At 36.9% G+C, this 22178-nt stretch carries 22 protein-coding genes and 1 other annotated feature; of the genes, 12 read left to right on the top strand and 10 right to left on the bottom strand.

Annotated features, from left to right (window positions below; all coding sequences use genetic code 11):
* The first annotated feature begins 1 nt into the window (after position 1).
* From QI30_RS13920 to QI30_RS13955, 8 genes are all read left to right on the top strand, one after another.
* On the top strand, positions 2–901 hold the full coding sequence (locus tag QI30_RS13920) for an ABC transporter ATP-binding protein (protein WP_126991210.1): 900 nt from the start codon (positions 2–4) through the stop codon (positions 899–901).
* A gap of 284 nt (positions 902–1185) precedes the next feature.
* Complete coding sequence (locus tag QI30_RS13925) at positions 1186–2829, top strand: peptide ABC transporter substrate-binding protein (RefSeq protein ID WP_126991211.1); 1644 nt, start codon at positions 1186–1188, stop codon at positions 2827–2829.
* A 192-nt stretch (positions 2830–3021) separates the two neighbouring features.
* Positions 3022–3954, top strand: coding sequence for an ABC transporter permease (locus QI30_RS13930; RefSeq protein WP_126991212.1), 933 nt, complete (start codon positions 3022–3024; stop codon positions 3952–3954).
* A complete protein-coding gene (locus QI30_RS13935) occupies positions 3951–4868 on the top strand; it encodes an ABC transporter permease (RefSeq protein ID WP_126991213.1) in 918 nt (305 codons plus the stop codon). Before QI30_RS13930 ends, QI30_RS13935 begins: the two co-directional genes overlap by 4 nt.
* Positions 4869–4879: 11 nt before the next feature.
* Positions 4880–5959 (top strand): ABC transporter ATP-binding protein, encoded by a 1080-nt coding sequence (locus QI30_RS13940; protein WP_126991214.1) that lies wholly within the window; start codon positions 4880–4882, stop codon positions 5957–5959.
* 1 nt (position 5960) lies between these two features.
* On the top strand, positions 5961–6878 hold the full coding sequence (locus tag QI30_RS13945) for an ABC transporter ATP-binding protein (RefSeq protein ID WP_126991215.1): 918 nt from the start codon (positions 5961–5963) through the stop codon (positions 6876–6878).
* Between the two features lie 200 nt (positions 6879–7078).
* Positions 7079–8710, top strand: coding sequence for a peptide ABC transporter substrate-binding protein (locus QI30_RS13950; protein ID WP_126991216.1), 1632 nt, complete (start codon positions 7079–7081; stop codon positions 8708–8710).
* A gap of 170 nt (positions 8711–8880) precedes the next feature.
* Positions 8881–9672, top strand: coding sequence for an HAD family hydrolase (locus tag QI30_RS13955; RefSeq protein WP_126991217.1), 792 nt, complete (start codon positions 8881–8883; stop codon positions 9670–9672).
* A gap of 243 nt (positions 9673–9915) precedes the next feature.
* Here QI30_RS13955 and serA read toward each other — a convergent pair whose 3' ends face one another.
* Together serA and QI30_RS13965 are read right to left on the bottom strand one after the other, a co-directional pair.
* A complete protein-coding gene (gene serA / locus QI30_RS13960; protein ID WP_126991218.1) occupies positions 9916–11502 on the bottom strand; it encodes a phosphoglycerate dehydrogenase in 1587 nt (528 codons plus the stop codon).
* Between the two features lie 14 nt (positions 11503–11516).
* A complete protein-coding gene (locus tag QI30_RS13965) occupies positions 11517–12689 on the bottom strand; it encodes a pyridoxal-phosphate-dependent aminotransferase family protein (protein ID WP_126991219.1) in 1173 nt (390 codons plus the stop codon).
* Between the two features lie 72 nt (positions 12690–12761).
* Positions 12762–13002, bottom strand: a binding site (T-box leader).
* Between the two features lie 369 nt (positions 13003–13371).
* Here QI30_RS13965 and QI30_RS13970 point away from each other — a divergent pair.
* A complete protein-coding gene (locus QI30_RS13970; RefSeq protein WP_126991220.1) occupies positions 13372–14154 on the top strand; it encodes an enoyl-CoA hydratase in 783 nt (260 codons plus the stop codon).
* A 51-nt stretch (positions 14155–14205) separates the two neighbouring features.
* Here the strand turns inward: QI30_RS13970 and QI30_RS13975 are convergent, their stop codons facing one another.
* A complete protein-coding gene (locus tag QI30_RS13975; RefSeq protein WP_126991221.1) occupies positions 14206–14391 on the bottom strand; it encodes a YhzD family protein in 186 nt (61 codons plus the stop codon).
* 201 nt (positions 14392–14592) lie between these two features.
* Between QI30_RS13975 and yhaM the strand changes: the two genes are divergently transcribed.
* Entirely contained in the window at positions 14593–15528 is a 936-nt protein-coding gene (gene yhaM, locus QI30_RS13980; RefSeq protein WP_126991222.1) for a 3'-5' exoribonuclease YhaM, read from the top strand.
* An 88-nt stretch (positions 15529–15616) separates the two neighbouring features.
* Here yhaM and QI30_RS13985 read toward each other — a convergent pair whose 3' ends face one another.
* From QI30_RS13985 to QI30_RS14015, 7 genes are all read right to left on the bottom strand, one after another.
* A complete protein-coding gene (locus QI30_RS13985) occupies positions 15617–16531 on the bottom strand; it encodes a peptidylprolyl isomerase (RefSeq protein ID WP_126991223.1) in 915 nt (304 codons plus the stop codon).
* 189 nt (positions 16532–16720) lie between these two features.
* Positions 16721–16906, bottom strand: coding sequence for a hypothetical protein (locus QI30_RS13990; protein ID WP_029500876.1), 186 nt, complete (start codon positions 16904–16906; stop codon positions 16721–16723).
* A 63-nt stretch (positions 16907–16969) separates the two neighbouring features.
* Complete coding sequence (locus QI30_RS13995; RefSeq protein ID WP_126991224.1) at positions 16970–17509, bottom strand: DUF3267 domain-containing protein; 540 nt, start codon at positions 17507–17509, stop codon at positions 16970–16972.
* A gap of 162 nt (positions 17510–17671) precedes the next feature.
* Positions 17672–18190: an HTH-type transcriptional regulator Hpr gene (locus QI30_RS14000; RefSeq protein WP_186439678.1), complete on the bottom strand. Its 519-nt coding sequence runs from the start codon at positions 18188–18190 to the stop codon at positions 17672–17674.
* A gap of 157 nt (positions 18191–18347) precedes the next feature.
* Positions 18348–18752 carry a YtxH domain-containing protein gene (locus QI30_RS14005; protein ID WP_126991225.1) on the bottom strand — a complete coding sequence of 135 codons (405 nt, stop codon included), beginning with the start codon at positions 18750–18752 and terminating at the stop codon, positions 18348–18350.
* A gap of 201 nt (positions 18753–18953) precedes the next feature.
* Complete coding sequence (locus tag QI30_RS14010; RefSeq protein ID WP_126991226.1) at positions 18954–19481, bottom strand: tryptophan transporter; 528 nt, start codon at positions 19479–19481, stop codon at positions 18954–18956.
* Between the two features lie 186 nt (positions 19482–19667).
* Complete coding sequence (locus QI30_RS14015) at positions 19668–20087, bottom strand: HIT family protein (RefSeq protein ID WP_126991227.1); 420 nt, start codon at positions 20085–20087, stop codon at positions 19668–19670.
* 125 nt (positions 20088–20212) lie between these two features.
* Here QI30_RS14015 and QI30_RS14020 point away from each other — a divergent pair, with 125 nt between their 5' ends.
* On the top strand, positions 20213–20953 hold the full coding sequence (locus QI30_RS14020) for an ABC transporter ATP-binding protein (RefSeq protein ID WP_126991228.1): 741 nt from the start codon (positions 20213–20215) through the stop codon (positions 20951–20953).
* Complete coding sequence (locus QI30_RS14025) at positions 20946–22133, top strand: ABC transporter permease (protein WP_126991229.1); 1188 nt, start codon at positions 20946–20948, stop codon at positions 22131–22133. Before QI30_RS14020 ends, QI30_RS14025 begins: the two co-directional genes overlap by 8 nt.
* The last annotated feature ends 45 nt before the right edge of the window (positions 22134–22178 follow it).

A 22178-nucleotide genomic window follows, 5' to 3' on the forward strand; every position in this document is an offset into this window, starting at 1 on the left:
AATGCCTGAAAAAATTTTAGAAGTAAAAAATTTAAAACAGCATTTTGGTTCAATCAAGGCCGTAGATGGTATCAGTTTCGATGTTTATGAAGGTGAAACACTTGGACTTGTAGGTGAGTCTGGCTGTGGTAAATCAACAACGGGTCGTTCAATTATTCGTCTGTACGATATTACAGACGGGGAGATTATATTCCAAGGGAAAGATATTCACGGAAAAAAATCAGCAAAAGAATTAAAACAATTTAATAAAGATATGCAAATGATTTTCCAAGATCCATATGCATCACTTAACCCTCGTATGACAGCTGGTGAAATCATTTCTGAAGGCTTTGATATTCATGGTATGTATAAGAATAAAAAAGAACGTAAAGAAAAGATCGGTACATTACTCGAATCAGTAGGTTTAAACCGAGAACATGCGAATCGTTATGCGCATGAATTTTCAGGTGGTCAACGTCAACGTATCGGTATTGCACGTGCACTAAGCTTAGACCCATCATTTATTATTGCGGATGAACCAATCTCGGCGCTTGATGTATCGATTCAGGCACAAGTAGTAAACTTACTACGTCAACTGCAAAAAGAGCGTGGCTTAACGTATTTATTTATTGCTCATGATTTATCAATGGTTAAATATATTTCGGATCGTATTGCGGTAATGCGTCGCGGTCAAATTGTCGAATTAGGAACTGCGGATGATATTTACAATTATCCGGTTCATCCTTATACGAAATCGTTACTATCAGCAATCCCATTACCAGATCCAATTTCAGAAGCAACTCGTACACGTATTCCATATGAACACGAAGAAGTAGGAGACGATGCGAAAAGTCATGAAGTATTCCCAGGACACTTTGTATACGGTACAGATGCGCAAGTAAAACAATGGTATAAACATTAATTTTTTTACTAGAAAATAATGTATTCATTTAATAGTCAAAAAAAGCGTTTCAACAGTTGTTGGAGCGCTTTTTTAATACGTTTTTTTGCATAATTATTACGGAAGTCATAATATTCTTAAATAGTTTTAAAATGGGCAGAAGAGCATAAGTAAGTTTAAATAAGATAATTTTCGGAAAAATTAATATATTTGTTTTTTTCTGAAAAAGATTTTGGTATAGTATAAGTAGTTACTGATTCGGGTGGTAACGGAAAAAACGTGTCGAACAGACAAGGGGGATAACAATGAAGAAAAAGTTCTCATTACTTGCTTTATTAGCAGCATTAATGCTTGTACTAGCAGCTTGTGGCTTTGGCGGCAGCGATGATAAGTCAGATGGCGATAAATCATCTGGCGGCGACAAATCAGCTGACAAAACATTGAACTTATCAATTACTTCAGAACCACCGTCATTAAATCCACAAAAAGCAACAGATAGCACTTCTGGTGCCATCGTAAAAAATGTTTTTGAAGGTTTAACGCGTGTGGATAGCGATGGTAAGGTTCAAAACGCAGCAGCGGAAGATGTGAAAGTTAGCGATGATAAATTAACGTATACATTCACACTTCGTGATGCAAAATGGACAAATGGCGACCCAGTAGTAGCAGGCGACTTCGCTTATGCTTGGAAATGGGCATTAGATGCAAAAAATGCATCGGAGTATGCTTCAATCCTATACCCAATTAAAGGCGCTCAAGCTTACAATGAAGGTAAAGGGAAAGTTGAAGATTTAGGTATTAAAGTTGTAGATGATAAAACATTAGAAGTAACACTAGAAAATCCAACACCATACTTCTTAGAATTAACAGCATTCTATACGTATATGCCAGTAAATGAAAAAGTAGTTTCTGAAAATGATAACTGGTTTGCTGAAGCAGGCGATACGTATGTAACAAATGGTCCATTCACATTAGACGAATGGAAACACAATGATTCAATCACAATGAAGAAAAACGAAGATTACTGGGATAAAGACAATGTAGCTCTATCTACAGTAAACGTAAAAATGATCGAATCTGAAGCAACTGCTAACCGTGAATTCGATAGCGGTAACTTAGATTATTTAGGTGCTCCATATAATGTGGTATCTTTAGACAAAATGAACACATACAAAGACAAAGGTATCTTAAAATCTGAACCTTATGCGGCTGTTTATGAATACAAATTAAACACTAAAGAAGGTCCAACGAAAAATGTTAACATCCGTAAAGCATTAGCGATGTCAATCGATCGTGAAGGCTTAATTAAAAATGTATTAAAAGGTGGTCAAACACCAGCATTAGCTGATGTTCCTGTAGCAATCGAAGGCTACGAAAATGACAACAACTTATTTGAAGGTAACAATACAGACGAAGCGAAAAAATACCTTGAAAAAGGTCTTAAAGAGCTAGGTCTTAAAGATGCGTCCGATTTAAAAATTGGTATTTCAATCAACACTTCTGAAGCACATGCTGCAGTTGCACAGTTCATTCAAGAAGGTTGGAAGAAAAACTTAGGTATCGAAACAACAATCGATAATGCTGAGTGGCAAGTATTCTTAGATAAAGTATCTGCTCTTGATTACCAAGTAGCTCGTATGGGTTGGATTGCTGACTACAACGATGCTTACACATTCTTAGAGCGTTATGATACAGCTAAGAATGGTAACAACGATACTGGTTGGGAAAATAAAGAATACAAAGAGTTAATGGCTAAAGCTATGAAAGAAACAGATGAAGCAAAACGTACAGAATTCTTAAAAGACGGTCAAAAAATCCTAATGGATGAAATGCCCGTTATTCCAATTTACTTCTATTCTAATGAATACGTAGCTCAAGACTATGTGAAGAACATGGGACCAGATAAACTTGGTAACGTAAACTTGAAAGATGTAGATATCGAAAAATAAGATTATGAGTAACACATAATCACACTGACAAAGCTGTTTATAATCATTGATTATGAACAGCTTTTGTTATTGTGAAATTAGACATGAAATTTATGGGTTTGTGGTATAGATTGTCGAAGTAGTGTCGTATCAGTCAACGGGAACCAGTCATTCAAATAAAATGACTGACGTACAACAGAATGGAGGGTTTTTATGCTTAAGTATATTATGAAACGGTTTGTGTATATATTTATCGCGCTGTTTCTCATTATTACAATTACATTCTTCCTCATGCGTTTAGCTCCTGGTAGTCCATTTGCATCCGAGAAAAGCTTCCCACCAGAAATTGAAGCGCAATTAAATGCTGAGTATGGTCTCGATAATCCCTGGTATATTCAATATAAGGATTATTTAGTATCAACAGCACAATTAGATTTTGGTGAATCAATGAAATACAAAGGTCGCTCAACAAACGATATGATTGCGGAAAGTTTCCCAATTTCATTAACACTTGGGATTGAAGCAATGATACTTGCTGTCGGGCTCGGTGTGCTTTTTGGATCCGTTGCGGCGCTCTATCATAATCGGGGTGTAGACTATGTTGTCACCACCATTGCTGTGCTCGGCATATCTGTACCATCCTTTATCTTGGCTGGACTCTTGCAATATTTCCTCGGCCTCAAATTACAGCTCTTCCCAATCAGTGGTTGGAACGGGTTTATTTACAGTATTTTACCTGCAACAGCGATAGCGGTTACACATATGGGCTTTATCGCGAAACTTGTTCGTTCATCGATGCTTGAGCAAAACAATAGTGAGTATGTGAAGATGGCACGTTCAAAAGGTTTGTCAAAATGGGGCGTATTATTTAAGCACTCATTACGTAATGCATTACTACCCGTTGTCACGTATTTAGCGCCATTATTTGCGGGGGTTATTACAGGTAGTTTCATCGTTGAACAAATTTTTGCTATCCCAGGGCTTGGTAAGTATTTCGTAACGAGTATTACAAACCGTGATTATACCGTTATTATGGGGACGACCGTATTCTATTCGATTATTTTACTCTTAGCAGTATTATTAGTTGATATTTTATACGGCTTTATTGACCCACGTATCAAGCTCAAAGGAGGCAAAAAAGCATGACACAACAAATTCCAAGAGAAAAATTCACTGTTGTAGGCGGAAACCATGCAGCAACTGACCAGCTTGCTGAAAAATCCGTATCATTTTGGAAGGAAGTGCGACTGCGCTTTGGTCATAATAAGCTTGCAATCATTGGCATTATTATTTTAGCGATTGTTGCATTAATGGCAATTTTTGTGCCAATATTTTCACCGTACACATATAGTCAGCAACTAGGTGTCTATAATGGACCGCCATCTGCGAAAAATTGGTTCGGTACAGATGACCTTGGGCGGGATGTTTTTACACGTGTGTGGTTTGGCGCGCGTATCTCATTATTTATCGGAATTACAGCCGCTGTCATTGATTTAATCATCGGTGTTTTATGGGGCTCTATTTCAGGACTTGTTGGCGGTCGTGTCGATGATATCATGATGCGTATTGCCGATGTATTAACAGCGGTTCCATATTTATTAGTCGTGATTATTTTGTTAGTTGTGTTAAAGCCAGGTTTAGTGCCAATCATTATCGCGCTATCAATTACAGGTTGGGTAAATATGGCTCGTATTGTGCGTGGGGAAGTATTATCAATAAAAAATCAAGAGTATGTTTTAGCGGCACGTACACTCGGAGCTTCGACAGGGCATATTATTTCGAAACATTTAATTCCGAATGCATTAGGGGCCATTTTGGTAACGATGACATTAACAATTCCAAGTGCGATTTTTACGGAAGCATTTTTAAGCTTTTTAGGCTTAGGTGTACCACAACCAATGGCTTCTTGGGGGACGATGGCATCAGATGGTAATAATGCCATTGATACAGCGCCTTGGCGTTTAATTTTCCCAGCTATTTTAATTTCAATAACAATCTTTGCATTTAATGCAGTCGGCGATGGTCTTCGTGATGCGCTCGATCCTAAACTACGAAAATAGAGGTGACGACAATGGGTGAAACGATTTTAGAAGTAAAGAATTTAAAGATTAATTTTAAAACGTATGCGGGCCTTGTCCAAGCCGTACGCGGAGTTGATTTTTCACTTGAAAAAGGGAAGACTCTTGCAATCGTAGGAGAATCGGGCTCAGGAAAATCAGTGACGAGTAATGCGATTATGAAGTTAATACCACAGCCACCAGCAATCTATGCAGAAGGTGAAATTTTATTTGAGGGTAAGGATTTAGTGAAGGCAACAGAGAAGGAAATGACGAAAATTCGTGGGAATGATATTGCAATGATTTTCCAAGATCCGATGACAGCATTAAATCCAACAATGCGTGTCGGAAAACAAATCATGGAAGTAATTTTGAAGCATAAAAAAGCAGCTACAAAAGAAGAAGCAAAAAAACGTGCGATTGAATTATTAGATGAGGTAGGCATTCCATTTCCAGAACAACGGTTTAAACAATATCCACATGAGTTTTCAGGTGGGATGCGTCAGCGTGTAGTAATCGCGATAGCGCTTGCAGCAGAACCCAAAATTCTAATTGCAGATGAACCAACAACGGCACTTGATGTAACGATTCAAGCTCAAATTTTAGAACTGATGAAGCAAATTCAACGTACGAGTGATACGTCGATTATTTTCATTACCCATGACCTTGGTGTTGTTGCTAATGTAGCCGATACTGTGGCAGTTATGTATGCTGGACAAATTGTTGAATATGGTACTGCAAATGAAATTTTCTACAATCCAAAGCATCCCTATACTTGGGGATTACTTGGCTCTATGCCAGACCTTGATAATGATGCAGATGAATTATTACGTACGATTCCCGGATCTCCACCCGATCTAATTCATCCACCAGTAGGGGATGCTTTTGCGGCACGAAATGAATTTGCTCTTCAGATTGACTATGAGCAGCAGCCACCAATGTTCCAAGTAAGTGAGACGCATTTTGCGAAAACATGGTTACTTCATCCAGACGCACCTCATGTACCAGTACCAGAAGCGGTGCGTAAGCGTATTGAAGGGTATTTAGAAAAAAATGATGAAACTAGTATTGAACTTGGAAAGGGCGGTGAATAGTATGGCGGAGAAGATTTTAGAAGTAAAAGATTTGAAGCAGCACTTTGGCACCATTAAAGCAGTTGATGGTATTAGTTTTGATGTATATAAAGGTGAAACACTTGGCCTTGTAGGAGAATCAGGCTCTGGTAAATCTACAACAGGACGCTCAATCATTCGTTTGTATGATATTACAGGCGGTGAAATCAAATTTAATGGACGCAATGTACAGGATAAAATGTCGTCAAAAGAGCTACGTAGTTTTAATAAAGAAATGCAAATGATTTTCCAAGATCCATACGCATCACTTAATCCACGTATGACTGCCGGTGAAATCATTTCAGAAGGCTTTGAAATTCATGGGATGTATAAAAATAAAAAAGAACGTCGTGAGCGTGTAGGGATGCTACTAGAGGCGGTTGGCTTAAACCGAGAGCATGCTAATCGTTATGCGCATGAATTTTCAGGTGGTCAGCGTCAACGTATTGGCATTGCACGCGCGCTTAGTCTTGAACCATCGTTTATTATTGCGGATGAACCGATTTCGGCGCTGGATGTATCGATTCAGGCACAAGTCGTCAATTTATTAAAGCAACTTCAAAAAGAGCGCGATTTAACGTATTTATTTATTGCACATGATTTATCGATGGTTAAATATATTTCAGACCGTATTGCAGTAATGCATCGTGGTAAGCTCGTTGAAATTGGAACATCTGAAGATATTTATAATTATCCAGTGCATCCATATACGAAGTCATTATTATCAGCAATTCCGTTACCTGATCCATTATCAGAGGCGACGCGTAAGCGTATTCCTTATAAGGATGAAGAGCCTGAAGGAGAATTGTCTATGCATGAAGTGTTCGAGGGACATTTTGTATATGCCACAGATGAGCAAATTGGTCGTTGGTATACTGGTAAGAAAGTTAAACTACAATAATTTTTTAATGAAGTCAGCATGTGCTTATCACGTGCTGATTTTTTTATGTAGCACAAATAAGTCTATAGACACTTCTCGTTCTGAGAATAAATGAATCGAAAATCAGCATATTCAAATTATAGATATTTATGGTAAAATACTTTTAGAGTTATAATTTTTTAGAAAATTAATTATTTTCTAACAACAAAGGGGATGACAACATGAAGAAACGCTTATTACCTTTATTATTGTTAGTACTTGTTATGAGTATTTTAGCAGCATGTAATTTCGGCGGCGATTCAAAAGAAGATTCTGGTACAAAAGAAAATGGAGAAAAAGCACAAGAATTAAATGTATCCATTATGTCTGAGCCACCATCATTAAATCCACAGATGGCAACAGATGCAACATCAGGAACAGTTATTAAAAACGTATTTGAAGGCTTAACACGCGTTGGTAAAGACGGAAAGCCAGAAAATGCAGCAGCAGAAGATGTACAAGTAAGTGACGATAAACTTACATATACATTTACATTACGTGATACAAAATGGTCAAATGGTGACGCAGTTGTTGCTGAAGACTTTGCTTATGCGTGGAAATGGGCATTAGATCCAAAAAACGCTTCAGAGTACGCTTCAATCTTATATGCGATTAAAGGTGCACAAGACTACAATGAAGGTAAAGGGAAAGTTGAAGATGTTGGCATCGAAGTAGTTGATGATAAAACATTAAAAGTAACATTAACAAACCCAACACCTTATTTCTTAGAATTAACAGCATTCTACACATATATGCCAATCAATCATAAAGTTGCTGAAGGGAATGACAAATGGTTCTCTGATGCAGGTAAAGACTTCGTAACAAATGGTGCATTTGAGCTTTCAGAGTGGAAGCATAATGACAAAATTGTTCTAGCTAAAAGCGATAGCTACTGGGATAAAGACAACGTATCATTAGACAACGTAAATATCCAAATGATCGAATCACAAGCAACAGCAAATCGTATGTTCACAAGTGGTGACATCGATTTCATTGGTGGTGACTTCCAAGCGATTCCACTTGATGCAATTGAAGGCTACAAAAAAGATAAATCATTACAAGTACAAGACTTTGCAGCAGAATACTGGTACAAAGTGAACACAACAGCGAAATACATGGAAAATGTGAATATCCGTAAAGCCTTAGCATTATCAATCAACCGTCAAGGATTAATTGATAACGTATTAAAAGCAGACCAAAAACCAGCGCTAGGCATGGTACCACCAGCAATTCAAAACTATGAAGAAAAAGAATACTTCAAAGATAATGATATTGAAGGTGCGAAAAAAGCTTTAGCTGAAGGAATGAAAGAATTAGGTATTAAAGATGCAAAAGATATTAAAATTGGTATTTCAATCAACACATCTGAAGCACATTCAGCGATTGCACAATATATCCAAGAAGGCTGGCACAAAAATCTAGGTATCGATGTATCAATCGATAACTCAGAATGGCAAGTGTACTTAGATAAATTAAGTGCAAAAGAATACGATCTTGGTCGCCAAGGTTGGATTGCTGACTTTAACGACCCATACACATTCTTAGAAATGTTTACATCTGCAAATAACGGCAATAACGATACAGGCTGGGAAGATGCAGAATATAAAGAGTTAATGGGTAAAATTGTAAAAGAAACAGATACAGACAAGCGCTTAGAGTATTTACAACAAGCAGAGGATATTGCGATGAAGCAATTCCCAGTCATTCCTGTTTACTACTACACAACAACCTATGTACAAAAAGATTATGTGAAAAATATGGAACCAAACTTAATGGGCTTCATCGATTTAAAATGGGTTTCAGTAGAAAAATAATGAAGATGAAACAAGAGTTGCATAATGCAGCTCTTGTTTTTTTGTTACGAACAATAATAATCTATTCCTTTGTTATGCAGAGATTCTATTATTCTTTGAAATTTCAGACTTTTAAGCGGAGAATTATGATACGATACAAACATACATAATGCTTAAAGGAGCTGGCTTTAGTGGCAATTAAAACAGTAATTTTTGATTTAGATGATACGCTTTTATGGGATAAAAAAAGTATTGCAGATGCCTTTGCGAAGACTTGTGTACAAGCAGCGCAAAAATATCCTCAAATTGATGGAGCGAAATTAGAAGACTATGTGCGCAGTGCAGCACGTACACTTTATGAAGGCTATGAAACATATGATTATACGGTACAAATCGGAATTAATCCATTTGAAGGTTTATGGGGCCATTTTGATGACCCGACAGAGGATTTTCAAAAGATGAAAGCCATCGTGCCAACATATCGTAGTGATGCATGGACAGCAGGTTTAAAAGAATATGGTATTGATGATAAGGATTTTGGACATGAGCTAGGTGAAAAATTTGTCGAGAATCGTATTGCAAGTCCATGTGTATATGATGAAACATACGCGGTGTTAGATAGTTTAAAAGAAGACTATCAATTAATTCTTTTAACAAATGGGGCACCGAGCCTTCAAAATAAAAAATTAGAAATTACACCAGAGCTTGTACCTTATTTCGATAAAATTATTATTTCTGGTGATTTTGGTATCGGGAAACCAGATGCCTCTATTTTTGAACATGTTTTGACATTTGCAGATGGGAATGCGGAAGAATGTCTTATGGTAGGCGATAACTTAATGACAGATATTCTAGGCTCATCTCGCGTCAATATGCGTAATGTATGGATAAACCGTGAGGATAAGGCACCTAACGATGTTGTCGTACCTACATATGAAATTGATACCTTAACAAAATTAAAACCATTAATCGACTCATTATAATGAACTTATCACCTTTTTTAAACGTTCTAAACGAATAGAAAAGGAGTGGGAGCGATGCCTAACAAATCAAATAAAAAAATGTCTATGGCAGTTATTGCGATGATTTTAACAATTGCGATTGTTTTGTATCGATTATATAGTTAGTGCTACTGAGCATGTCTTACGGAATTATTTCGCAAGACATGCTTTTTTAGCGCATAAAAAAAGACTTAGGAATTTTCCTAAGCCTCTTTTACGTATACTTTATAGTTTGATTTCTTTTGCGTCGAATACGCCTTCTGTTGCGATAACGAAGTCTAAGCTTTCAACTGTGTTGTCAATTGCTAACATCATAATTGCATCGCCACCTTCATCAGCACGACCAACTTGCATTGTTGCAATGTTGACGTTCTGCTCAGCTAATGAAGTACCTACACGACCAATTACACCAGGTTTATCTGTGTGCTTGATGAATAGTAAGTTACCTTCAGGAACAACGTCTACTACATATTGGTCAACTTGTACGATACGAGCACCAAGGCCGTTTAGTAATGTTCCTTTTACAGAATGTTTTTCGTTTTCAGTGATAACTTCAACTGTAATTGAGCTTAAGAATGCACGAGCTTGTGTAGATTTTTGTTCGCTAATTTTGATGCCGTTGCGATCAGCAAGGTAGCGAGCGTTTACGTTGTTTACATGGTTACCTAAGTTACGAGTAAGTACACCTTTTACTGTATTATTCGTTAATGGACGCACATCATAGTTTGCGACGTCACCAGAGTAGTAGATGTTGATTTCATTTACAGCTTCTTCTGTTAAGTTCATTGCGAATGCACCGATTTTTTCACCTAATTCAAAGAATGGTTCAACTTTTGCTACAACATCTTTAGGAACTGAAGGCATGTTTACAGGGTTTTGAACTGTACCAACGTTGAAGTAAGATAGAATATCATTACTTACGTCTACTGCTACAGATTCTTGTGCTTCTACTGTAGATGCACCTAAGTGAGGTGTTGCGATAACTTGTGGAAGATCTAATAGGCGGTTACCTACGAATGGTTCTTCCTCCATAACATCTAATGCAGCGCCCGCTACTTTACCAGATTCGATTGCATTATATAGTGCTTCCTCATCGATAATACCACCACGTGCACAGTTGATGATACGAACGCCATCTTTCATGACGTTAAAGATATCTTCGTTAATCATATGACGAGTAGAATCAAGTAATGGTGTGTGAACAGTAATGAAATCTGCTACCTTCGCAACATCTTCTACTGAACCGTAATCTACGCCCGCTTTTTCAGCTTTTTCAGCAGTTAAGAATGGATCGTATGCGATAACGTTCATGCGGTTACCTTTTGCACGGTGTGCCACTTCTTGACCAATACGACCGAAGCCGATAACACCAAGCGTTTTGTTTTTAAGCTCAACGCCGACGAATTTTTTACGATCCCAACGGCCTTCTTTTAGTGTAATGAACGCTTGTGGAATGTGGCGAGCAAGAGCGAAAATCATCGCTGTTGTATGCTCAGCAGCAGAGTTTGTGTTACCATCTGGAGCGTTAACAACGATAATCCCTTTTTCAGTTGCAGCTTCAAGGTCGATGTTGTCCACACCAACGCCAGCGCGTCCGATAAGTTTTAAGTTGTCAGCAGCTTCGATAATGTCACGCGTTACTTTTGTTTGAGAACGTACTAATAATACATCATAGTTAGCAATAATCGCTTTTAATTCTTCTGGTTGAAGGCCAGTTTTAATGTCAATATTTAAATCTAATTCTTTCTCTTGACGTAGTGGGTAAATACCATCTTCGCTTAGTGGGTCACTGATTAAAATGTTAATAGCCATCGTTAATTCTCTCCTTATTGTGTCACAGTTGTTGTAGTTTTTTGTAAGTAAATTTCTTGAGCGGCGCGAGTACCGGCGCCAAGCTCGATTGTTTTTCCAACTTTCGTTAAGGCAATTTCAAATGCACTAATATATTGAAGTACGTCAGCAGGTGAGCAATAGCCCATATGACCAATGCGGAAAATGGTATCGGTCATTTTATCAAGCCCGCTTGCGACATCGATATTGAAATCTTCTTTCAGCACTTTGCGGAAGGCCTGTGCATCAAAATCTGTAGGGGCAACAGCCGTCACAGAAGGGGATGCATAAGCATCTTCAACAAGTAAGTTCACGTCGAGCGCCTTTAAAGCTGCACGTGTCATGTCACGCATTAACGTGTGACGAGCATATACTTCTTCAACGCCTTCTTCTTCTAATTGATCCAGGACTGCATCAAGACCATGGAAAAGGCCAAGAGCAGGTGTAAAAGGGGTGTTACCTTTTTCGAGGGCATCGCGATGTTTTGTTAGGTCTAAGTAGTAGCCCTTTGTATCATTTTGTTCAATAGCTTTCCAAGCGCGGTCACTTACGGCAATAAATGCTAAACCAGTAGGGAGCATAAAGCCTTTTTGTGAGCCAGTAACGACAATGTCGAGACCCCATTCGTCCATTTTTGTTTCAGCACAAGCAACGGCTGAAACACCATCAGCAATAACGATGATGTCATCATTAATGGCATGGACGGCTTTAGCAAGTTCACCAACAGGGTTTAGAACACCTGTTGACGTTTCACAAAATGTTGAGAACACTGCTTTAATATCAGAATGTTGTTTGATGTGTTCAATTACTTCATCAAGTGGGAACGGTTGGCCCCACTCGGTAGTAAATTCGTCTACATCTAATTCATAGCTTTCGCAAATCTCTGTAAAACGATGGCCAAAAACACCTGTTGAAAGAACAAGTACTTTATCGCCCTTCGTCGTTACATTGACGACAGCAGCTTCAAGACTGGATGTACCGCTACCTGCAATCATTAAAATATCTTGCGATGTCCCAAAAAAATTTTTCAGTCTAGGTTTAATATTTTGAATAATTTGATAAGTTTGCGGCGCATGATGCCCAGCCATTGACTGTGTCATTGCGCGGTTCACACGTGGTGGAACTGGAGTTGGACCTGGAATACGTAACACTTGATAATCTTGTAACATAAACAAAAGCTCCTCTCAAAGTTAAAAATAAAAGCCTTTCATCCCATACAATCGCAGACGTGTGTCTATGACTGTAGGGGCGAAAGGCTAAATTAACAATCTAGTAACGCGGTACCACCCTAATTTTCCTGTTCAAAATAAGAACGAGGCTTTGCTTTATGCGTAACGTGCATGTGACGAATCTTCCTACTTTGGAATTTTCAGAAGATCTACTCGGGAGTGGAACTTATAATTGAAACCGCTGATTTGCACCGACCACCAGCTCGCTGTGAGGCTTTCAAAAATATAAGTATGTCTCTTTCAACGTATTTTTGCGTGATTTGAATTTAACACAATATTAAAGCGATTATTCAGTAATGTCAATATTTATTTCATTATTAATTTTAAAATAACTAGAAAAAGGTAACTAAAAAGATAAAAAACGAACAAATAACGTTTTTATTGTAATTAATGTTCGTCCTTTATGAGAGGACATAAATTAAGCATTTTTATTGAAAACAAAAAAATCAACCTATACAACTATCGAATCTTTTACAATAGAGACTGGTTAAGAAAACTTCATTTTCCTAAAGCAATAAAAGTTTAAATAATTAGAAAATTCTACGAATATTAAAGGAATTTCTCGGTTATGTAGCGAATATAGCAAAAGAAGTGAATGACTATTCATAAAGGAGTGTTAACAATGACATACGAAACAATCTTATGTGAAGTGAATGATAAGGTAGCAGTTGTTACCTTAAACCGTCCACAGGCGATGAATACATTAAATGAACAAATGGCCGTAGATTTAGCTGAATGTTTTGAAGCACTATACAAAGAGAATGTTCAGATTCTCATGCTACAAGGAGCTGAAAAAGTTTTTTCAGCAGGTGGTGATATTAAAGAAATGTTAAAAGGTGCTTCAGTAGGAGCGGATACCGAACAGGTCATGACGTATTTAACGCGTGCGATTAAGGCGTTGTATATGCTTCCAGCGGTGACGGTAGCGGTCGTACACGGTGCAGCAGCAGGTTTTGGTTTAAGTTTGGCGCTTGCTTGTGATTATGTGATTGTTGAGCAAGATGCAAAGTTAGCGATGAATTTTATCGGCATTGGACTTATTCCAGATGGTGGCGGCCATTTCTTTATGAAAGAACGTGTAGGCGCTGTGAAGGCGAAGCAAATGATTTGGGAAGGTCGCGTTATGGACGGTGAAGAGGCTGTTGAATGGGATTTGGCAGATATTGTAGTAGAAAATGGTATGGCAAAAGAAGTAGCGCAGCAGTTTGTTGCACAACAACTTCAAACACCATTAGTAGCGAAGATTGAAACAAAGCTTTTATTAAACGGTTCGCAAGAAAATAAACTAGACAAATATTTAGCACAGGAAGCGGAAATACAACCGCGTATGCGTGCAACGAAAGATCATTTAGAAGGAATTCAAGCCTTTGTAGAAAAACGCCAGCCAGTATTTAATGGAGAATAGAAAAAAGGAGGATGCGCAACTGATTCGTGCGCATTCTCCTTTTATTTCGCGTTACACATGAAAAACAATTAATTTTCCTTTATTATTCACTAGACGATGTGTTTTATCTGTCAGTCCTAGTTCTTCAATCTTTTGTGCACCTTGTTCTTTTGCGATATCGTCTGATTCGAATTCCCAATCCTCATCGAATAATGATTCGCCTGTCTTCTCAAATGCTGTAAAACGATATGATGTCATTTTCTCCACCCCTAATTGTTTAAAATTGTAAATGAACTTATATTCATTATACAAAAAAATGGAAAATAATTCATCAAAAAACAATTGGTTTCGGCATTTTTATGTTACTCAATCGGGCAAAATGGTACAATAAATAATGTAAATAAATGAAGTGAAGCCGAATTATTTGGCAAGCTGAAAATGAAGGGGGACGAACTCCACATGAGCGGTATTGCAACGTTAAAAGTAGGAGATTCAGTCGATCAATATCTATTGATTAAACAATCAACAAAAGGTGTCACAACAATGGGGAAACCATTTATGACACTGATTTTACAAGATAAAAGTGGTAGTATTGAGGCCAAACTTTGGGATGCAGGCGAAGAACAAGTACGTCTTTATCCAGCAGGAATTGTTGTACACATTGGTGGGGAAATTCAAGATTACCGTGGTAAATTGCAACTGCGTATTAAACAAATTCGCCCATTACGCCCAGACGAAACAATTGGCGTAGAAGATTTAATTCAATCATCTGAAACACCAAAAGAACAATTATACGAAGAATTTAGTCAATATTTCTTTGAAATTAAAAATCCAAATATTTCACGTATCACACGTCATATCGTACGCAAATTCCAAGAGCAACTAATGACATTCCCTGCAGCTACAAAAAATCACCATGAGTATGCTTCTGGACTTTTAGAGCATGAAACATCAATGCTACGTCTTGCAAAGTCGATTTGTGACCTATATCCAACATTAAATCGCGATTTATTGTATGCAGGAGTTATTTTACATGATATCGGTAAAGTAATTGAATTATCAGGTCCGATTTCGACAGTTTACACGGCAAAAGGGAACTTACTTGGGCATATTAACATTATGGTATCTGAAATCGAAAAGGCAGCCGCAGAGCTTGAAATCGATGGAGAAGAAGTCATGTTATTAGAGCATATGGTACTGTCTCATCATGGTAAAGAAGAATATGGCAGCCCGAAAAAACCAATGCTGCAAGAGGCAGAAATGTTATTCTACATTGACAATATCGATGCGAAGATGAATATGCTAAAACGTGCATTAAGCAAAACAGAGCCTGGTGAATTTACAGAGCGCCTATTTGCGTTAGATAACCGTTCATTCTATAAACCAACTATTTAATACTACGAAAAGAACTGCTTTGGCAGTTCTTTTTTTTGTATGCAAAAAAGTCGGCTCTCAATAGAGAACCGACTTTCTCGTTATAAAATTATTTACTTTCAGTAGTTGATGAGCCTAAGAAGCTAGCTAATGCGTCTTTTAAATCTTTATCTTCGATTTTAACGTCTGCATCTTTCATCAGTTTTGAAACTTTTTCTTGTAGTTTTGTTTGGTTAGGATCTTCTGCTTTTGCTTTTGTTAACTGAAGAGTCTTTTTGATTTCATCTTTTTTCTCGTCTAAAGTACCATCGACTTTTTTGTCTTTTGTACCTTCAAGTTTGATGATGTGGTAACCATAATCAGATTTTACAGGGTCAGAAATTTCGCCTTTTTTCATTGAGTAAGCAGCATCAGTGAATGCGCCAACCATTTCATCAGGACCGAACCAACCTAGTTCACCGCCGTTAGCGCCAGAACCTGTATCTGTTGAGTTTTTCTTCGCTAATTTAGCAAAATCAGCACCATCATCTAATTGTTTTTTAAGTTTTTTCGCTGTTTTTTCATCAGCTACTAAAATATGGCTTGCTTTTACTTCTTTACCTAGACGATCGTAATATGTTTTAATTTCTTCATCCGAAACTTTTACGCCATCACGTTGAGCCGCTTCTTGTAGTAAAGAAAGTTTTGCATAACGTTTAAACGTATCCTCAGTCATACCTTGAGAAGTTAAGTATGTTTTGAAGTCTGTTCCTTGTGCTTCCACTTGTTTCTTTTGGTCTTCAACTTTTTTGTCTACTTCTTTATCAGTAACTTTATATTTATCAGACAATACGTTTTCAAGCATAATTAATTGAAGTGCTTGGCTACCAGCTGATGTTTTCATTTCTTTGTATAATTGTTCGACTGTAACGTCGCCCACTTTAGATGTTGCTACTTTTTCATCCATGCCGCCATTACCACATGCTGCAAGAGTAAGTACAGATGTAGCTAATGTTGCTGCTAAAATACCTTTTTTGATGTTCATAATAATCGTTTTCTCTCCCAACTTTTGCTTCAGAATATATCTACTTTTGTAACTATAACATAAACGTTTTAAAAAAGGAAAAGGTTGCCTATATTATAATTATAAACTGATTTTACTATGACAAAAGTTGGTATAAAATAGCATAAAAAAAGAAGCGACTATGTATATCTACATAATTGCTTCTTTTTCTTATACAGCCATCGTCACTTCAATATAGAAAGAAACGAGCAGGATCGTGATTAAAATATTAATCGTTTTGTAGACTTTAGGTTGCTTCTCCTCAGGGATTTCACGTCTTGCACATAAAGTCGCTGTCATTTTATTAATTTGGAATAAATAAAAGACAGAAAATAAAATAACGAATAATACGATCATGTCCATTCCTCCTCTCTCGTACTATTTACTAAGCATATCAAATGCCAGGGCAAAAACACAACATTAACGCAAGGGAATTAAGATTTGAAAACCTTTATCATTTTCTTCGATTAATGCTTTTTTAGGTGCCTTTAGTAAATGTTTCACATATAACAAGTCAATTAAACATAATCCGCTATGAAAAGCGAGTAAAAGTGTGAAATAATGACGGAATGATGGGTACACTAGTGCACCTATAATCAAAATTATATTGATTACGATAAATGGTACGATTAATGATGTGATATAACGAGATTTAAGGACAGGTTCTGTTACGTGTAACTTTAATATTGGTACGATTTTTAAATAATACTTTATATGAAAACGAATATGTTTTTTTTCTTTAATTAGCGGCAAGAAATGTAATAATTTATGCACGGGATAGATCATCAATAATACAATGATGAACAATGGAAACAGTTTATCTGAAACTGGTTCATGGCGAAATACATTTAATGCGATATAAAAAACAGAAAATACAGCGAGCATACTTATGATTGACATCAATAAAATACGATCGTGGCCATAGTGTTTTTGTACATTAATGGTTTTCCAGCAATGCAAGTTACGCATCTCCATTCATTTAAAATTCTCGATACATAACATTAATCTTTTTCATAGTGAAAAGCAAGCTTTTTAACTACTATCAGATAAAAAATGATTTAAAGACAAAATAACCCCTCTATTGTAGTTGCTACAATAGAGGGATTACTTGGAACAATTTATTTAGCCATTCTCAGAGTCTTTGAATGATTTTTCGAAAATATCCATAAAATCGTCGCCATAAATATTACGAATAACAGCCATTAATTCTAGATATTGCGGGAACTTGCCGTACATTTCTTTTAAAGGAAGAGACCCCTCTAATACAGCGTGGTTAGTAGAATTGAAGCTGTCATCGATTTCTTTCAATAACGCTTGACCCTTCTCTGTAATCTCCACATATGTATTTCGTTTGTCATCATCACGTTTTGAGAATGATAGCAAGCCACGTTCTTCTAAATTTTTAGAAAAATTGAACGCAGTCGAAACATGCATTACGCCAAACTTTGCAATATCCGAAATAGAAGCACCTTGTAAATTTGCTGCGATGCTTAGGACATGATGTTCGTTAATATTCAAATCGAATGGTTTAATCCACGCTTGCCAATCTTTTTCGACAGCTTTCCAAAGCGCCTTTGAAAGATGAGCGATGCGTTGAGTATATAACATGGCTTCTTGTGCCGAGTTTATTTCTTCAGACATAGCTATCACCACTTTCGCAATTTTCTTTATATTATAACATTATTTCCCAAAAGTATACAAGTTGGTTTTAATAAAAATACGAATAATTCTAAAAATTTATGGTTCATGACATGTATTGTAATCCACTACATGTCATGAATGTTTTTTATTGCACGTTTTATTGTTTTTTAAATGTTAATCGATTGACTAATTTTTCTACTTCCATCGACATTTCGCTCGCTGCCTGACCTAATTCGTTAGCAGATTGGCTTGCTGCATCAATATTACCTTTTAAACGATTTTGAATTGGTGCAGTGTCTTCTTGGAATTTCTGCACAGAAGTTTTGACATCAGCGACTACATTTGGCAGAGTTGTCTGTACTTCAGACTTAATCATATCTACTGCATCCTTTATACTAGAAAAACGTTGTTGTAGTTCACTACCGACTTCCTGACTAGCTTCTTTTGTCGATTTAAATGATTGGCGGACGTCTTTACCTGATTGGGGCGTTGATAGTAGCATAGCTGTAGCTCCTCCAACGATTCCGACTGCTAGACCTAAAAGTGATGATTTCATATTCATATGTTACGACCCCTTTCAAACATATTATTGCCTTGATTTACTCTATTAAAACATATTATTACAATATAAAGCTATGCTTGGCCATGAAATAAGCGTCGTAGCGCGATTTCAACGCAAAAAAAAGATTTGAAAAAGCTGGGTTTCATTATCGGAGCATAAAAAAGAACCTCATCTTTTAAGATAAAGGTTCTTTTAGAGTACCTACGCGTGAGAGGCAGCAGTATCAAAGTTTGAACGTTTGACTAAGCCTGTGATAATCGGATAGATAATCACAAAAGCTACAATATTAATGACGATTGCTGGTAATACAACAGAAACGAGCAATGCTGTGAATGGAATCTCTGCACCAACGACTAAGATGGCTGATCCTAAAAAGACACTGCCTGAAATAAATGTACCAATACCGACAAGAACAGCAGATACTGCAACTTTTTGTGATACTTTTTTCAGTACGACAATTAATGCAAAGAAAATAAATGCTGTGACGAATTTATCGATAATATTTGGTACAAAACCTGCAGGGAATGTAGAAAATAGACCAGATAAAATACCCGTTGTTAAAGCTAGTAAAAAGACATCACGCGTATTTGGGAATAATAGAATGCCGACAAACATCATCGTTAACATAAAGTCTGGTTTCATTCCACCCATAATGCCAGGAATTACTAGATACAATGCGCATCCAACCCCAACCAGTAAAGCCATTAACACTAAATTTTTCGTTTTCATAATCTCATCTCTCCTAAGCTATGCTTGTGTTTGTCTCCTAATGTCTCCTATGAGCATTAGCGAAACTTACTATGATTCTACATTTCGAAGCATGTAAAAGCAAGGTTCCAAATCTTAAAAGCGTGAACATTTTGAAAAATAATTTGTCACAATAAAACCCCCGCATTATGCGAGGTTATGTACAGTTTATAGATTTGCTTTGATTTTTTCAGAAAGCTCAGCTAAAATCGCTGGTGTAAATTCATCTTGTTTTGTATTCCATGTAGCTTTGAAGCCATCTGTTTCATCATAGCGAGGAATGAAATGTAGGTGAAAATGGAAAACACTTTGTCCAGCAGCTTCACCATTATTATTTAATAAGTTCATGCCGACTGGATTGAACGTTTTATTAATAGCATTTGCAATTTTGGGAGCGACAGAGAATAGATGACTTGCAACTTCTTCTGACATTTCAAAAACATTTGCTGCATGTTCTTTTGGAATAAGTAATGTATGGCCTTTTGTTAATGGACCGATATCCATAAAGGCAAATACATGCTCATCCTCATAAATTTTCGTGCTTGGAATATCTCCAGCAATGATTTTACAAAATAGACAATCTGACATGTAAATTCACACCTTTCAATGATTTGTTTCTATTTTACCATATGACAACTGCGTGATAGGATGATTTTTGCTAAACTAATGGCAGGAGTTTGAAAAGTACGACTCGAAATGGAGTGACGATATTAATGACAGTTTTAGAAGTAAAAGATTTAACAGGGGGCTATACGCGTAAGCCGGTCATTCACGATTTGGATTTTTCGCTAGAACCTGGTGAGCTTGTTGGTTTAATTGGTTTAAATGGTGCGGGGAAAAGTACAACGATTAAACATATTATTGGAATGATGCAGCCGCAAAAAGGTGAAATTCGTATTAACGGGAAAACGATGCAAGAAAATATGGATGTTTATCGTACATCGTTTTCATACATTCCAGAAACACCAGTACTATATGACGAATTAACATTACGTGAGCATTTAGAAATGACAGCAATGGCTTATAATATCCCACTTAATATTATGGAAGAACGCGTTGCACCTTTATTAAAAGAATTTCGTATGGAAAAACGTTTGAATTGGTTTCCATCACATTTTTCAAAAGGAATGCGCCAGAAAGTAATGATTATGTGTGCATTTTTAGTCAACCCATCACTTTACATTATTGATGAACCTTTCTTAGGACTTGATCCGCTTGCGATTAGTTTATTGCTAGAACAAATGGATGAAAAGAAAAAGGACGGGGCAGCTATTTTAATGTCGACGCACGTTCTTGCAACAGCTGAACAGCACTGTGATAAGATTTTATTAATTCATGAAGGTCGTGTACGTGCATTTGGGACAATGGATGATTTACGCCAATCATTCCATATGCCAAATGCGTCACTCGACGATTTATATATTCAAATGACGAAGGAACAGCTAGATGCGTAATTTAGAAGATGTTTGGCGTAAACGGTCAGCACATTATACGGAAGAACTTAAAAAGTATATGCGCTATATTTTTACAGGACATATGGCCATTGTCATTGTCTTTTTAATGGGCGCAGGCGGGTATCAGTATAGTCATTGGTTAGACGCTAACCATGGCAATACAAATACACCATCTCTTGAAATTGCAACACTTATCGTGGCATTTTTCTTAATGCTTAGTCGACCTGTTACCTTATTAAAAAAACCTGATGAAGTGTATTTATTACCGCTTGAAACAAAGCTCGGTGTCTATTTCAAACATGCACTAAGGTTTACATTTACAACACAAGCTGTTATCGCAGTAATTGTCTATATTGTGATGTGGCCGATGCTGCGACAAGTAACAGAGTTAGAAGTGTCACAAATTGTCGCAGGTCTTATTGTGACGATTGTCTTAAAATGGCTTAATATTCAAGCTGAATTTGCTTATCGCTGGAATAAAGCGGGTGAGCATGTTTGGTTGAACCGTCTTGTACGCTATGTATTAAATGGAGCCGCATTATGGGGTGTTTTGACAGGACTTTATTTAGTGCTGGTTATTGCAGTTGTATTATTTATTGCACTATGGCTTGTAGATAAAAAGAATATCGTGAAGCAACCATTTCCTTACGAACATTTTGTAGCACTTGAAGATAATCGTATGATGGGTATTTATCGTTTTGCGAATTATTTTACGGATGTACCACAAGTGCATGGCAGTATTAAACGTCGCCCATATTTTGACTTCCTATATAATATGGTACCTAAAAAGCATAAAACAACATTTGAATATTATTTATTCCGTAGTGTTATTCGTACGGATGATCACTTTTACTTATGGCTGCGTTTAGTGGTTATTAATGCGCTTATTGTTGCTTTTGTAGACATTACGATTGCAGGAGCGATTATTTCAGCAGCACTTGCATTTGCGGTTGCTATTCAACTGAAGCAGGCGATTGCATCAACGCATGAATTTACGATGAGTATGTTGTATCCATTACCACAAGATTCACGCCAAAAAGCAGCGGTTAAAATCGTGCGATACTTTATTATTGCGCAGGCAGTTATTGTCTTACTAGCAAGCATTATGCAACCCTATTTTTATGTCTATGCTCTTATTGTTTTAGTTGTTGGTGAAGTGACATTGCGTTTATCAAAATAAAGAAGCTAGGTTAAAGAAATTCCTAGCCGAAAAAGATATGCATAA

This window comes from Candidatus Kurthia intestinigallinarum, from assembly GCF_003991225.1.
In the GTDB taxonomy this organism is placed as follows: Bacteria; Bacillota; Bacilli; order Bacillales_A; family Planococcaceae; genus Kurthia; species Kurthia populi.